Origin of the sequence: Pseudosporangium ferrugineum, assembly GCF_003002065.1 — a bacterium.
GTDB lineage: Bacteria > Actinomycetota > Actinomycetes > Mycobacteriales > Micromonosporaceae > Actinoplanes > Actinoplanes ferrugineus_A.
Genome location: NZ_PVZG01000016.1, coordinates 55,940 through 70,490, shown reverse-complemented (window position 1 = coordinate 70,490; position 14,551 = coordinate 55,940). Strand labels below are relative to the sequence as shown.

At 73.9% G+C, this 14,551-nt stretch carries 12 protein-coding genes and 1 pseudogene; 3 read left to right on the top strand and 10 right to left on the bottom strand.

The genetic code is table 11. The features are described 5' to 3' along the window. Positions 1–40 precede the first annotated feature (40 nt). Positions 41–589: a hypothetical protein gene (locus CLV70_RS28825; protein WP_106129762.1), complete on the top strand. Its 549-nt coding sequence runs from the start codon at positions 41–43 to the stop codon at positions 587–589. A gap of 54 nt (positions 590–643) precedes the next feature. Here the strand turns inward: CLV70_RS28825 and CLV70_RS28820 are convergent, their stop codons facing one another. From CLV70_RS28820 to CLV70_RS28800, 5 genes and pseudogenes are all read right to left on the bottom strand, one after another. Then, complete coding sequence (locus CLV70_RS28820; RefSeq protein WP_106129761.1) at positions 644–2,929, bottom strand: tetratricopeptide repeat protein; 2,286 nt, start codon at positions 2,927–2,929, stop codon at positions 644–646. Continuing rightward, positions 2,926–3,942, bottom strand: coding sequence for an AAA family ATPase (locus tag CLV70_RS28815; protein WP_106129760.1), 1,017 nt, complete (start codon positions 3,940–3,942; stop codon positions 2,926–2,928). The genes CLV70_RS28820 and CLV70_RS28815 overlap by 4 nt, the downstream gene beginning before the upstream one ends. 101 nt (positions 3,943–4,043) lie before the next feature. Next, positions 4,044–4,319 carry a YggT family protein gene (locus CLV70_RS28810; RefSeq protein ID WP_106129858.1) on the bottom strand — a complete coding sequence of 92 codons (276 nt, stop codon included), beginning with the start codon at positions 4,317–4,319 and terminating at the stop codon, positions 4,044–4,046. A gap of 131 nt (positions 4,320–4,450) precedes the next feature. Then, positions 4,451–5,122 (bottom strand): annotated as a pseudogene (locus tag CLV70_RS28805) (Kelch repeat-containing protein); the annotation flags it as partial. Positions 5,123–5,478: 356 nt separating this feature from the next. Continuing rightward, positions 5,479–5,916 (bottom strand): MarR family winged helix-turn-helix transcriptional regulator, encoded by a 438-nt coding sequence (locus tag CLV70_RS28800; RefSeq protein WP_106129758.1) that lies wholly within the window; start codon positions 5,914–5,916, stop codon positions 5,479–5,481. Positions 5,917–5,985: 69 nt separating this feature from the next. Between CLV70_RS28800 and CLV70_RS28795 the strand changes: the two genes are divergently transcribed. Next, positions 5,986–6,930, top strand: a complete 945-nt coding sequence (locus CLV70_RS28795) for an NAD-dependent epimerase/dehydratase family protein (protein WP_106129757.1) — start codon at positions 5,986–5,988, stop codon at positions 6,928–6,930. Between the two features lie 262 nt (positions 6,931–7,192). On the opposite strand, the gene CLV70_RS28790 is transcribed toward CLV70_RS28795, so the two are convergent. Then, positions 7,193–7,771, bottom strand: a complete 579-nt coding sequence (locus CLV70_RS28790) for a DUF1684 domain-containing protein (protein ID WP_106129756.1) — start codon at positions 7,769–7,771, stop codon at positions 7,193–7,195. Between the two features lie 124 nt (positions 7,772–7,895). Between CLV70_RS28790 and CLV70_RS28785 the strand changes: the two genes are divergently transcribed. After that, positions 7,896–11,489 (top strand): alpha-L-rhamnosidase, encoded by a 3,594-nt coding sequence (locus CLV70_RS28785; RefSeq protein ID WP_245908515.1) that lies wholly within the window; start codon positions 7,896–7,898, stop codon positions 11,487–11,489. Between the two features lie 3 nt (positions 11,490–11,492). On the opposite strand, the gene CLV70_RS28780 is transcribed toward CLV70_RS28785, so the two are convergent. Genes CLV70_RS28780 through CLV70_RS28765 form a run of 4 tightly spaced genes read right to left on the bottom strand, consistent with a single transcriptional unit; the run spans position 11,493 to position 14,524 of the window. Continuing rightward, a complete protein-coding gene (locus CLV70_RS28780) occupies positions 11,493–12,545 on the bottom strand; it encodes an ABC transporter ATP-binding protein (RefSeq protein ID WP_106129754.1) in 1,053 nt (350 codons plus the stop codon). Positions 12,546–12,579: 34 nt separating this feature from the next. Further along, positions 12,580–13,371, bottom strand: a complete 792-nt coding sequence (locus CLV70_RS28775) for an ABC transporter permease (protein WP_106129857.1) — start codon at positions 13,369–13,371, stop codon at positions 12,580–12,582. Continuing rightward, positions 13,368–14,129, bottom strand: coding sequence for a molybdate ABC transporter substrate-binding protein (modA, locus tag CLV70_RS28770; protein WP_106129753.1), 762 nt, complete (start codon positions 14,127–14,129; stop codon positions 13,368–13,370). Before modA ends, CLV70_RS28775 begins: the two co-directional genes overlap by 4 nt. Beyond that, positions 14,126–14,524, bottom strand: a complete 399-nt coding sequence (locus tag CLV70_RS28765) for a TOBE domain-containing protein (protein ID WP_106129752.1) — start codon at positions 14,522–14,524, stop codon at positions 14,126–14,128. The genes modA and CLV70_RS28765 overlap by 4 nt, the downstream gene beginning before the upstream one ends. Between the last annotated feature and the right edge of the window lie 27 nt (positions 14,525–14,551).

Here is a 14,551-nt window from a genome sequence, read left to right as displayed (position 1 = left end):
GGTCCTCATGGAACAAGCGCTACCCCAGAGGAGCACAGCGATGAGCGTCACCAGACGTACGGTGGTCGTCACCCTCGTGGCCATGGTGGCCGCGCTGCTCGGACTGTCGGCCCCGGCGCACGCCGCCGCGCCGGCCACGAGCGGCACGGTCGCGAGCAGCACGGTCACGAGCACCAACTTCTACCGGCTCTACAACCCCCGGAACCACGACATCTTCCACACCACCAGCCAGGACGAGGTCGCCTCGGCGGTAGCCGGTGGATACGCCTACCAGGGCGTCGGGGCGCTCGTGTCGCCGGCCGCGGGATCCGGCCTCGTGCCGTTCTACCGGCTCTACCACCCCCGTAACGGCGACCATTTCCACACGACCAACTTCGACGAGGTCGCGTCGGCGGTGGCCGGCGGTTATCGCTACGAAGGCATCGCGGCGTACGTCTACCCGGCGAACTCCCGCAGTGGCATTCCGTTCTACCGCCTCTACCACCCCGGCAGCGGGGATCACTTCCACACCACCAACTACGACGAGGTGATCTCCGCGGCGTCCGGCGGCTTCCGCTACGAGGGGATCGCGGCCCGCGTGCTCGGCTGACGGGGGAGCCCGGGCGGCCGCCGATCCGGCGGCCGCCTGTGGCCGTGGCCGGACCTACCCCACCGGCTCCAGCCTGCCGCGGAGCTGGTCGGCGGCCGGATGGCCCAGCCGGTCGAAGAGCTCCAGGGCCAGCCTCCAGGTCGCGCGGGCGGCGGCCGGGTCGCCTGCCGCCTCGTGGGTGTCGCCGAGGCGTACCAGGATGTCGGCCTCCAGGAACTCGTTGCCGGTCTCCGCGAAATACGCGACGGCGCGCCGGAAGTGCTCGGCCGCCCGGGCCTGGTCGCCGAGCCGATGATGGATCGTGCCGATGGTGTCCACCAGGCACATCTCGCTGAAGCGGTCGTCCAGCTCCCGCTGCACGACGAGGGCCTCCTCGCAGGTGGCGAGGGCCTCGGCGAGCCGGCCGAGCTGGGACTGCAGCCAGCCGATCCCGTTGAGGGCATAGGCGATCCCGATCCGGTGGCCGGCCGTCCGGAACAGACCGAGTGCCACCTCGTAGGCGTGCAGCGCGGACTCCGGGGCACCCTGCCGGTCGTGGACCCAGGCGATGTTCAGATGACAGCGGGCGGCTCCGACCGGCGCCGAGAGGCCTTCGTAGAGCTCCAGCGAGCGGCGCAGCAGCGGCAGCGCGGCGTCGGGTCGTTGCAGCATGGCGTTCGCGCGGCCGAGGTAGCGGGTGGCACGCGCCCGGCCGACGACATGCCCGAGCCGCTCGGCCGCGGCCAGCGCGACCGTCTGCGTCTGCAGCTCGACGGTCCAATTGCTGCGCTGATTCAGGAAATCGGTCAGCGTCCAGGCCAATTGCCAGGCGGTGGCGTCCCCGCCCGTCGCGGCGGCGAGGTCGATCATCGCGCGCAGGGTGGGCAGCTCGGCGGCGAACCAGGCGAGCGCCGCCGCCCGGTCCGGGACGGCCTCGGGGGTGCAGCCGGGGGCGATCGCCGCGAGCGGCATCTGCATCGCGTCACGGTGCGGGTTGATCAGCAGGGCGGCGGCATGCGCGGTGTGCAGATGATGATCGAAGGCCCGGCGAGTGTCGGCCTCGCGGTCCGCTGCCGGGTCCGTGCTCTCCCACAGCTCCTTCCCGTACGCGCGGAGCAGATCGTGGGCCGCGAAACGCCCCGGCGTCCGCTCCTCCACAAGATGTGCCGTGGTCAGCTCGTTGAGGAGATCGTCGGCTTCCTCGAACGGGATGCCACCCGCGCCCGCCACCGCGGGGAGGGCGATGTCCGGCCCCGGATGGCCGCACAGCACCCGGAAGAGCCGGGCCGCGCCCGCACTGAGCCGCCGGTACGACCAGGAGAACACGCCTCGGACGTCCGTGCCGTCGTCGCCCGTACGCAAGAAGTCGAGGGCAGCCGCGCGGAGCTCCCCGGCCAGGACCGACAGCGGTGTGTCCGGCCGTACGGCGGCGTGCGCGGCGGCGACGACGAGGGCCAGCGGCAGCCCGGCGCAGAGCGCGACGAGGTCGGCCACGGCGGCGGGCTCGGCCCGCACCCGCTGGTCGCCGAGCCTCGTGGACAGCAGGCTCTCCGCCTCACCGGCCGTGAAGCGGCCCAGCCGCACCGGGTGCGCACCCTCGGCGGCCAGATCGGTGAACTGGTCACGGCTGGTCACCACGACCAGGCATCCGGGGGCACCCGGCAACAGGGGGCGTACCTGCCCGGACGATGCCGCGTTGTCGAGCACGATCACCATCCGGCGATCGGCCAGGGTGCTGCGGTAGAGCGCGGTCAGGGCCGGCTCGTCCGCGGGCATACGCGCGGCCGCCACGCCGAGAATCTCCAGAAATCCGCGCAGCGCGTCGGCCGGCGCCACTTCGCGCCCTCCCGGGTCGTAGCCGCGCAGATTCACGTAGAGGCTCCCGTCCGGGAAACGGTCCGCGATCCGGTGGGCCCAGTGCACGGCGAGGGTCGTCTTGCCGATGCCGGCCATGCCGGACACTGCCGAGATGACGACCGCGGGGGAGGGGCCGGCCGCGCCGAGCAGCCGGTCGAGTTCATCGAGCGCCGGCCGGCGGCCGGTGAAGCCGCCCACGCCGGCGGGCAACTGACGGATCGCCGCGCCGACCGGTGCGGCCTGCGGGTCCTCGAGCCGGTCACGGGCCGCGTTGAGCGCCTGCCGCTCGGCCGGCGTGGCGCCGAGCAGGCGCAGCAGCAGGTCGAGCCGATCGGGCGGAGGCGGCACCCGGCCGCCGAGGTATTCCCCGACGATGCCGTGCGACCAGCCGGCCCGCGCGGCGATCTCCCGGTAGCTGAGCAGGGCACCCGCTCGCCGCTCGAGCCGGAGCCGGGCCAGGGCGGCGGCGAGTTCGGCCGAGGTGCCGGCGGGTGGAGCGCTCATCGGGCCCCGTGCACCTTCGCCGCGAGCGCGGCCAGGGGCAGCCGTGGACGGGCCAACGCCCGGGAGGCCAGCACGGTCAGCGGGCCCGGGAGCCCGGAGCAGGACGCGACGAGTTCGTCGACCACCGCCGGGTCCGCACCCACCGCCCGGTTTCCCAGCCGGGCGGCAAGCAGCCGCCGCCCCTCCGCGGGCGGCAGGCCGGCGACCGCGACGGCGACCGCGCCCTCTGCCGCCACCAGCCCGATCAACGGGGTCCGGCCGGTGACCACGACGGCGGAACCGGCCGTGCCGGGCACCAGGGGCCGGATCTGGTCGGCCCGGGTGGCGTCGTCGAGCACGATCAATGTCCGCCGATGCGCCAGCAGGCTGCGATAGCGCCCGATCAGGCCGGCGGTGCCCGTCGGCAGCCGGTCGGCCGAAACGCCGAGCGCCACGAGGAACTGCCGGGTCACCGCGGCGGGATCGGCATCACCCAGCACGGCGTACAGCTGCCCGCCGGGAAAGCGCCGGGCCGTCCGGTGCGCCCACTGCACGGCCAGAGCCGTCTTGCCGGCGCCGGCCGGGCCGGCCAGCGCGACGATCGGCACCACCGCCTGCTTCGCGCTCGCGGTCACCGCCCGGTCGAGGGCCGCCATCTCCTCGGTACGGCCGACGAAATCGGGGACCGCGCCCGGCAGTTGCCGGGGGACCGGCGGCGCGCTCTCGCCGGCACCGGCCAGCCGGCCCTCCTCGACCCGGTCTCGGGCCGTGGCGAGCGCACCCTGCTCCGCCGGGGTCGCACCGAGCAGCCGGACGAGCACGTCGAAGCGATGGGTCGGCGCCAGGGAGACGCCGGACAGGTAGTCGCCGATCACTCCGTGCGACCAGCCGGTGTGTCCGGCGAGGCGGCGATAGGTCAACGGCGGCTCGGCGGTGTGCCGGGCATGCCGTCGGCGCAATTGCCGGAGCACCCCGGCGAGCTCGGCCACGGTGCGTGCCCGATCGGCCAGCTCGCCGATGGAAACGTCGACCACCGCGAAATCCTACTATGCGGGTGTCCGATGGTGACCCTGTTACGCCGGACCGGATCCCCCGTCGTCCACAATGGTCGGACGACCATCGTCCTCATCGGACATCAGAGGAACGTGCGGATGATGACGATGGCGAGGAAGACGACGATGAAGGCCAGGTCGATGCTGGCCCCGCCGACGCGCAGCGGGGGCAGGACCCGGCGCACGGGCGCCAGGATCGGCTCGGTCACCGCCCGGACGCCGGTGGACAGCCGCGACCGGACCGACCCGGGAAAGGGCGGCCCGGCGAGCAGCACCGACCAGTCCAGCACGGCGCGGGCGATGAGAAGCACCTGCAACACCAGCAACAGCAGGCTCACTACGGTGAGCACGGGACCCATCATGACCTCCTGATAGCCGGTGGGGCCCCTCCACTATGCGGTGCGCGGTTGGGAATTCGCTGAAGATCCGATGAGCGCGGGGCGGAGGTGTCACCCGGCCTCCGTCGCGGCCGGGTGACACCTCCCGGGGATCAGTGCAGGCTCAGCGCCAGGTTGTCGGCGCTTCCGCCGCCGCCGCAGGTGAGCGCCCCCGCCGTGAAGTAGGCGCGGTTGCCGACCCGGGCGGCGCCGAACGCCTGCCGGCCCTGCGGCATCGAGGTCACGGTCTCCCACCTGTCGGCGGCGGAGTCGTAGGCCGTCACGTCGTCGTAGACGCCGGTGGGGGTGGTGGCGGCATCGCCCTTGCACTCGCCGCCGGCGTACACGATGCGGCCGTCGAGGACCACCGCGGCGCCCGCGGAGCGCGGCGTCGGCAGGGGCGCCGCGGTGCTCCATCGACCGGTCCGGGTGTCGTAGACGTCGTGGCGTGCCAGGTTGGTCGTCTCCGTGGTCGCCCGGCCGCCGAGGACGTGGATGGAGTGGCCGAGGACCGCGATGCCGGCATGGTCGCGGGGGTCGGCCGGCAGCGGTGCCGCCTCGGACCAGCGGTGCCGCGCCGGGTCGTAGACCAGGTGGGTACGCACCGTGCCGAAGCCCTGCGAGATCGGCGTACCGGGGATCGGTTCGACCGTGTGGGAGTCGCGTCCGCCGATCAGATGCAGCTTGCCGTGGACGGCGGCGACGCCGACGGACCCGAGCTTCAGCGGCATGTCGGGCAGCCGCTGCCAGGTGTCGCTTCCGGGGTCGTACGCGTACGCCGTCTGCTGCGGGTGCCCCGAGCGTGACGGCGAGGACCGGGATGCTGCTGAGCATCACCGCCGCCGCGGCCAGGCCACGGATCTTCTTGACCATGTCGGATCTTCTGTTTCTGGGCAATGCGCAGGCCCGGTCCGGTTCAGAATTCGGGCCGGCGAGGGCCTCCGAGCTGGACGGAGATCGCGCCGACCAGGTTGCGGGAGGCGCTTCCGCCGCGCGGGGCGGGGGAGCCCCGTCGGCTTCGGCCCGCCTCGGCGTCTTCGCGGAGGGTTCCCGGAACTCCACGCGGACCGTCCGGGAAGGCCTGGCGCATCGCCGCTCGCCGGTGGCCGCGGCGGGCGGCCCGGCCTGGCCTGACGCGGGCTCAGTCCGTCAGGAGGGTGCGGAGGGTGCGGCGGAACTGGCTTGTCGCGGTCGGGCTGATCGCGGCCAGGAATGTGCTTTCGGCCTTTGCGTACGCCTCCTGCGCCGCGTCGTACGTGCGCAGGCCCTGGTCGGTGAGTTCGACGACGTTTCTGCGCCGGTCCGTGGGGTCCGGCCGGCGGGTGATGATGCCCTTGCGTTCGAGCGCGTCCAGCAGCGCCACCATCGTGGTGCGGTCGATGCCGAGGGTCTGTGCCACCTGGAGTTGCGACGCCGGTTCCCGGTGGGCCAGGACCCGGAGCGTTCCGAAGTCCTTGCTGTCGATTCCCAGCGGCTCGAGCGCCGCGTCCGCCAGCGCCGTGAGCTTGAGGTTCGCGTGCTTGAGGAGGTAGCCCAGGACCTCGTGCGGGTCGGCGGTGGTGCTCGGCTCGGTGGACACGGTCCCATCTTAGGCCTACTCTGATCGTCAGCACTGCTGATGATCAGACAATCTGCGAAAGGCGCGACCATGATCCTCGTTACCGGAGGGCTCGGCTTCATCGGCTCCCACACCGTCCGCGCCCTTGCCGACGCCGGCGAGGAGTGCGTTCTGCTCCAGCGCCGCGCGCCGCAGATCCCCCCGCACCTGGCCGGCCTGCCCCTGCACGTCGTCCAGGCCGACGTGGCCGACCTCGACGCCCTGCTCGCGGTGGGCCGGCGGTACCCGATCACCGGGATCGTGCACCTCGCCGTCGCCCTGCCGTGGCCGGTGACCGACGCCGACCCGATCGAGGCCACGCGGGGTGCCCTGGACGCGTTCCTCAACATCGTCCGGGCCGCGCAGGCCTGGGGCGTGCCCCGCGTCGTGACCGCGAGCACCATCGGCGTCTACGGCTTCGCCGCCGCGGGTGCGATGACCGAGGACGCGCCGATCCCGCTGGCGCACTTCCACGCCATCCCGACGTTCAAGAAGATCACCGAGCTCCTGGCCGGCCACCTCTCGGACGTGACCGACGTGGACATCGTCAACGCGCGCATCTCCGGCACGTGGGGACCCGGCGGCCACCTGCCCGACCCGTTCTTCGCCGCGCCCTCCCTGGCGCACGCCGCGGCCCGGCGCGGCGAACCCGACCTGTCCGGGCTCATCGCACCGCCGCACGCGGAGGACGCTCTCGACCTGCTCTACGTCAAGGACACCGGCCGGGCGCTCGCGCTGCTGCAGCTCGCCGGCAAGGTGAACCACTCGACGTACAACGTCGCCTCCGGCCGCGCCACGAGCAACGCGGACGTCGTCACCGCGATCGGGTCCGTCGAGCCGGGCTTCCGGTATGAGCTTCCCTCGGGCGGGGGCCGCCCGGTGAGCTGGCTCGACATCACCCGGTTGCGCGAGGACACCGGATTCGAGCCCCGGTACGACACCGCCGAGGCCGCCGCCGACTACATCGCCTGGCTGCGCGCCGGAAACGAGCGGTAGCGGCGGTCGCCACGCTGCCGGGGCGGGCGGCCCGATCCGCCCCGGCGGGCGATCCGGGCAGGTGCCGGCCGGCCCCGGACCGGCCGGATGGGCGCCGATCCGCTCCGGCGGCCGGGTGGGCGCCGATCCGCTCCGGCGGCCGGGTGGTCCGGCCCGGCGGTCGGGTGGTCCGGTCCGGCGGTCGGGTGGTCCGGCCCGGCGGTCGGGTGGTCCGGCCCGGACGGTTGTCCGATCCACCCGGGGATGGCGGCCGGGCGGACGGTCAGTGGTATTTGAGTTCGCCCGCGCGGATCGGCTGGGCGAGGGTGTTCTCCGGCGGCGCCAGCGGGCAGAGCCACTCGTCGTCGTACGCGCAGCTCGGGTTGTAGAGGTAGTTGAAGTCGAGGCGTACGCGCGACGGGCCGAGGATCTCCACGCCGCGGCCGTGGGTGCCCTTGACCGTGTCCGTCAGGTAGCGCCCGCCGCCGTACGTTTCCGGGCCGCTGGTGGTGTCGCGGACCGGGAGGAACAGGCCGCCGCCGTACGCCGACAGCCACCAGAGCGAGAGTTCGCCCCACGGGGTGCCGAGGATGCCCACGCGCTCGTAGCGGCAGACGCCGTCCTCGCCGCCGGTGTCGATGGAGAGGTGGCCGGGGGCGTCGCGAAGTGGCACCTCGGCGACGTACTCATCGGTGGGCGGGTAGTACTTCAGGCCGTCGAACGGCCGGCCGCGGGGGATCGCCGACTGCGGATGGGTGGCGAAGAGGTCGTCGCGGGCGGCGCGGAAGCCGGCGAGGTCGGCCGGGCCCAGGTAGAGGCGGGCGACGGCGGCGCGGAAGTCGGCGAGTTCGAGAGCTTGCACGGGTCCACGGTAACCGCTCTCTTGAGTGATCTTGTGATCTAGCTTACGCTCAGGAGGTCATGTTATTGAAACGTTTAAATACATGACCGTCTCCGTGCCCTTCTCATCCACCGAGGAGAACCGCATGGCAAGAACCGCGATGGCCAGGGCTGCGATGGCAGCCCTGGCCGTGATCGTCGCTCTGCCGCTGACCACCGCTCCGGCCTCCGCCGGCCATCGGAAGAAGAGGATTGAAACGCTCGCGGGTGCACACTGGATCTGGTTCCCGGAGGGGGACCCCGCCACGTCGGCACCCGCCGCCACCCGCTACCTCCAGCGCACGTTCACCGCGCCGGCCGGGCCGTACACCGAGACGGAGATCCTGGTCACCGGCGACGACACCGTCGACGTGTGGCTCAACGGCACGTGGCTCGCCGGGTCGCCGCGTACGGCGGACTCCTGGAAGAAGGCCCAGGCGATCGACCTGGCGGCGGCGCTGCGGCCCGGCGCCAACACCGTCCTGATCGCCGCGCGCAACAACTCGGGGCCGGCCGGCGTCCTCGCCCGCCTGCGCGTCGCCTCCGCGCAGGGCGTCACCGACCTGGGCACCGACGGGTCGTGGCAGGCCGCCGACGCCGTGCCGCAGCGCTGGGTCGCGGCCAAGGACCTGGGCGCGTACGGCAGCGGGCCGTGGCGGCGGGACGTCGAGCTGCCCGCGCGCGCCGCCGTGTCGCCGGTCACGGTCGGCGGGCTCACCACCGAGCGCCGCACGAACCCGGTGGGCATCGACGCGGCGAAGCCGCGCTTCGGCTGGCGGCTCAGCACCGCCGCGAAGGGCCAGGTGCAGGGCCGTTACCAGGTCACCGTCGGCACCACGCCGGGCGCGGCGGACGTCTGGGACAGCGGCACGGTCGCGTCGCGGCAGTCCGTCGACATCGCGTACGGCGGACCCGCGCTGGCCGCCAACCGCACGTACCACTGGCGGGTGCGGGTCTGGGACGCCGAGGGCCGGCCGAGCCCGTGGAGCGCCCCCGCCCGCTTCGACACCGCCCTCGCCGCCTGGCAGGCCGCCTTCATCGGCGCACCGGGCGGAGCCGACCTCGCCGGCGCCTCCTGGATCTGGTACCCCGAGGGCGACCCGGCCGCCGAGGTCCCGGCGGGCACCCGCTACTTCCGGCGGTCCGTCGACGTCGCCACGCCGGGCCGCACCACGCTCGTCGTCACCGGCGACGACACCGCCGACGCCTGGGTGAACGGCGTCCGGGTCAGCTCGTCGCGGCGCGTCCCCGACTCGTGGAAGCGGGCGACCACAGTGGACGTCACCGCGCAGATCCAGGCCGGCCGCAACACGATCGCCATCGCCGCCACCAACACCACCAACGGCCCCGCCGGCGTGCTCGCCAAGCTCCAGGGCGCCGCGACGACGGTCACCGACGCGTCGTGGAAGTCGGCGCAGAGCGCCCCGGACGGCTGGGAGCAGCCGGGCTTCGACGACGCCGCCTGGGCGTCCGCCCGGGTCGGGGCGGCGTACCGGTCGGGGCCGTGGGGCGACCAGGTCACCGTCGCCAACCCGGCGCCGCGGCTGGGCAAGACGTTCAGCGTCGGCAAGCCGGTCGCCCGCGCCCGGCTCTTCGCCACGGCGCTCGGGCTGCACGAGACGTACCTCAACGGCGCGAGGGTGAGCCCGGAACGGCTGGCGCCCGGCTGGACCGACTACACCAAGCGGCTGCAGTACCGCGCGTACGACGTCACCGCCGCGCTCAAGCGGGGTGACAACACGCTGTCCGCGCTGCTGGGCAACGGCTGGTACTCGGGCAACCTCGGCTTCGCCGGCAGCCAGCGGTACGGCACCTCACCGTGGTACTCGGCGGAACTGGCCATCGACTACGCGGACGGGACGCGTGGCTCTGTGCGTACCGATGGATCGTGGTCGGCCACCGCGAGCCCGATCGTCTCCGACGACCTGTACCACGGCGAGGATCAGGACGCCCGCATCGCGGGCGGAGCCGCGCAGCCCGTCGTGGTGCGCACGGCCGCCGCGCCGCGCCTGGTCGCCCAGGTCGACCCCGGCGTCACCGTGCGGCAGGAACTGCGGCCGGTGCGGATCACCCAGCCGAAGCCGGGCGTGTGGATCGCCGACCTCGGGCAGAACTTCGCGGGCTGGAACCGGTTGCGGGTCAGCGGCCCGGCCGGCACCCGGGTCACGCTGCGGCACGGCGAGATCCTCAACGCCGACGGCACCCTCTACACCGCGAACCTGCGGGCGGCCCAGGCCACCGACTCGTTCACGCTGGCCGGCGGCGGCACCGAGACCTTCGAGCCGCACTTCACCGTGCACGGCTACCGCTACGTGGAGCTGACCGGCTTCCCGGGCACGCCCACCGCGGACAGCCTCACCGGCCTCGCCGCCTGGACCGACGGCGTCGACACCGGCACGTTCTCCACCTCCGACCCGCTCGTCAACCAGTTGCAGCACAACATCCTGTGGGGTGCGCGCTCCAACATGCTGTCGATCCCGACCGACTGCCCGCAGCGCGACGAGCGGCTCGGGTGGACCGGCGACATCGCGGCCTTCGGTGCCACGTCGACGTTCAACTTCGACACCCAGGGGCTGCTGGCGAAGTTCGCCGACGACATGGTCGACGCGCAGCGGTCCGACGGCGCGTTCACCGACGTCGCCCCGGACGTGCTCGGCATGGCCGGCAAGGCGGGCTGGGGCGACGCCGGCGTGGTCGTGCCGTACGTGCTCTGGCAGCGCTACGGCGACCTGTCCGCCGCGGACAAGCACTTCGACGCGATGGCGCGCTGGGTCGAGTACCTGAAGTCCACCGCCGGGGCGGACCTCATCCGCAACCACGAGACCCACGGCGACTGGCTCAACGTCAACGACAACACCGCCAACGACCTGACGAGTACGGCCTACTTCGGCTGGTCCGCGCGGCTGGTGTCGCGGATGGCCGCCGTGACCGGGCGTACCCAGCAGGCGGCCACGTACGGTGACCTCGCCGACCGGATCGGCGCGGCGTTCACCGGCCGGTTCGTCGCCGCGGACGGCACGGTCAGCGGCAACAGCCAGACCGGCTACGTGCTCGCGCTCGCCTTCGGCCTGGTGCCGCAGGAGCGGGTCCAGGCGGTGGCGGACAAGCTCGCCGCGAAGGTCGCGTCCCGCAACGGGCATCTGTCGGTCGGGTTCATGGGCGTCGAGAACCTGCTGCCGGTGCTGGCCGAGCACGGGCATCTCGACACGGCGTACCAGGTCCTGCAGCAGCCGGACTATCCCGGCTGGGGCTACATGAACTCCCGCGGGGCCACCACGATCTGGGAGCGCTGGGACGGCATCCGGACGGACGGCAGCCTCCAGGACCCCGGGATGAACTCCTTCAACCACTACGGGCTCGGGTCCGTCGGCGACTGGCTCTACCGTACGGTCGGCGGGCTCGCCCCGGCCGCGCCGGGGTACCAGAAGCTGCTGATCGCGCCCCGGCCCGGCGGGTCGCTCACGACCGCGACGACGTCCCTGGTCACCGGGTACGGCCAGACGCGCACCCAGTGGAGCAGAAGCGGCGGGAAGCTGACCCTGTCGGTCGTCGTGCCGCCGAACAGCACCGCGACGATCGAGGTCCCGGCGTCGTCCGCGGCCGCGGTCACCGCCCCGGCCGAGGCCGTGGCGCAGGGGTTCGCCGGCGGCATCGCCTCGTACGCGCTCGCCTCGGGCTCGTACACCTTCACGGCCGGCTGACCGTCAGGCCGGATAGGACGTCACCTCGGTCGCCTTGAGGGTGGCCCACACCCGGCGGCCCGGCTCGAGTCCGAGCTGGACCGCCGCGGCCGGGGTGACGTCCGCGGCCACCGCGATCGGCCCGGTCAGCTCGACGCGCAGGGCGTCGCCGTGCCGGGCCATCGCGGCGACCGTGGCCGGCCAGGTGTTGCGCGGGCTGCCGTCGGGGCGGTCGGCGTAGAGCGCCACCGCGGCCGGTGGGAAGGCGACGAACGCGTCCCCGCTGCGCTCGGTCGCCGTGGTCAGCACGAAGTCGCCGGGGAGGCGGACCGCGCCGGCGTCCGCCCGCCCCCGGTAGAGGTTGAGGCCGACCAGGCGGGCCACGTAGTCCGTGCGCGGCCTCGAGGTGACCGTGGCCGCGTCGCCGGTCTGCACCACCCGGCCCTCCTCCAGGATGACGAGCCGGTCCGCCAGCATCATCGCGTCCAGCGGATCGTGGGTGACGAGCACCGTCGGCCCGGCGTGCGTGCCGAGGTGGCCGCGCAGCCGGGCCCGCGTCTCCAGCCGGGTGCGCGCGTCCAGCGCCGCCAGCGGCTCGTCGAGCAGCAGCAGCCGCGGCTCGGTCGCCAGGGCCCGGGCCAGGGCGACCCGCTGCGCCTGCCCGCCGGAGAGCTCGCGCGGTTTCCTGCGGGCGTGCTCGGCCAGCCCCACCCGGGCCAGCAGGTCCGCGGCCCGGGCGCGGGAGTCCGCCCGGGACGACCCGCGGGAGCGTGGCCCGAACGCCACGTTCTCCAGCGCGGACAGGTGCGGGAAGAGCAGGTAGTCCTGGAAGACCACGCCGATGCGGCGGTGCTCGGGCGCGGTGAAGACGCCGGCGGCGGGATCGTCGAGGCGGTGGCCGTCCAGGGTCACGTACCCGTCGTCGAGCGCGATGAGCCCGGCGAGCGCGCGCAGGGCGGTGGTCTTGCCGGCGCCGTTCGGGCCGAGCAGCGCCACGACCTCGCCCGGCTCCGCCGCCAGCTCGGCGTCCAGGACGAAACCGGGGCGGCGCACCACGATCCGCGCGTCGAGGCTCATGCCGGCCCGCTCGTGCCGAGTCGTGCGCCGGCGCTCATGCCGCCCCCAGCCAGCGGTCGCGGAGGCCGGCCAGGATGGCCACCGAGACGACCAGGAGGACGAGGCTCAGCACGATCGCCGCGTCCAGGTCCTGTTCCAGGGCGAGGTAGACGGCCAGCGGCATGGTCTGGGTGCGGCCCGGGAAGTTGCCCGCGAACGTGATGGTCGCCCCGAACTCGCCGAGGGCCCGCGCCCAGCACAGCACCGCGCCGGCCGCCACCCCCGGGGCGATCAGCGGCAGCGTGACCCGGCGGAAGGTGGTCCACCGGCCGGCGCCCAGCGTCGCCGCGGCCTCCTCGTAGCGCGCGTCCGCCCCGCGCAGCGCACCCTCGACGCTGATCACCAGGAACGGCATCGCCACGAACGCCTCGGCGACGACCACGCCCGCGGTGGTGAACGGCAGCGTGAGGCCGAACGTCGCGTCGAGCCACTCCCCGGCGAGGCCGCGGCGCCCGAAGACCAGCAACAGCGCGACGCCGCCGACCACCGGCGGCAGGACCAGGGGCACGGTCACCAGGGCCCGCACGAACCCGCGGCCCGGGAACGTGGTCCGGGCCAGCAACCAGGCCAGGGGTACGCCGAGCAGCAGGCACACCACGGTCGCGAGGGTGGCGGTGAGCAGTGACAACCGCAGGGCGGCCAGCACGCCGGGCGCGGTCAGCCGCTGCGGCAAAGTCTGCCAGGGCGCCCGGATCAGCAGGCCGAGCAGGGGCAGCACGAGGAACGCCAGCCCGGCGACCGCGGGGAGCGCCAGGACCAGCGGCGCCCGCCGGCGCGCCCGGTTCAGGGCCGCTGGAACCCCGCGTCGGCCAGCACCTGCTGGGCCTGCGGCGTCCGGACGAAGGTGACGAACGCGCCGGCCCCCGAGGGGTTCGGCGCCTTCTTGAGCGCGACCACGGGGTAGTCGTTCACGGCCGAGGCGGACTCGGGGAACTCCACGCCGTCCACGTCGCCGCCGGCCGCGCGGGCGTCCGTACGGTAGATAAGCGCGGCGTCGACCTCGCCCAGCTTGAGCTTGGCGAGCGCGGCCCTGACGTCCTGCTCCTGGGTGACCGGGGTGACCTTCACCCCGGCGGCGGTGAGGGCCTTCGCCGCGGCGGCGCCGCACGGCACCTGCGCGGCGCAGAGCGCCACCTTGACCTCCGGCTTCGCCAGCGCGGCGAGGGAGGTGAGGCCCTTCGGGTTTCCCTTCGGTACGGCGAGGACGAGCTGGTTGCGGGCGAACGTCACCGGTTCGCCGGCGCTGTCGCCGGCGTCGACGACTGTCTTCATCGTCGCCGGGCTCGCGGCCGCGAACACGTCGGCGGGCGCCCCGGCGGTGATCTGCTGCGCCAGGCCGGAGCTGCCGCCGAAGGAGAAGGTGACCTTCACGCCGGGGTGCTGCTGCTCGAAGAGCGTCCCGACCCGGCCGAACGACTCGGTCAGGGACGCCGCCGCCAGCACGGTCACCGTCCCGCCCACGCCGCCGGCGGCCGGTGGATCACCGCCGTCGCCGCATCCCGCCACGGCCAGCACCACGGCCAGCACGAACGCCCGCACTCTCACCTGTCGTCCCCCTGCTCCACGACCACCGTCGTCGACTTGATGACGGCCACGGCCACCGAGCCGACCTCCAGGCCCAGGTCGTCGACGGCCTCGCGGCTCATCAGCGAGACCATCCGGAAGGGGCCGGCCTGGAGGTCCACCTGGGCCATCACGGCGTCGCGGGTGATGGCGGTGACGATGCCGCGCAACCGGTTGCGCGCCGACGAGCGGTGCGCCTCCGGTCCCGGCTCCTCGGCCAGGGACCGGGCGAAGGCCGCCAGATCCGTGCCCGCGAGGCTGCGGTGACCGTTGCCGTCGCGGGCGGCGGGCAGGCGGCCCCCGTCGATCCAGCGCCGCAGGGTGTCCACGCTGACGCCGAGCAGCTCCGCCGCCTCACCGATCCGGTACGTCGTCACGACCGCCAGCTTAGGCCTCGCAGATGA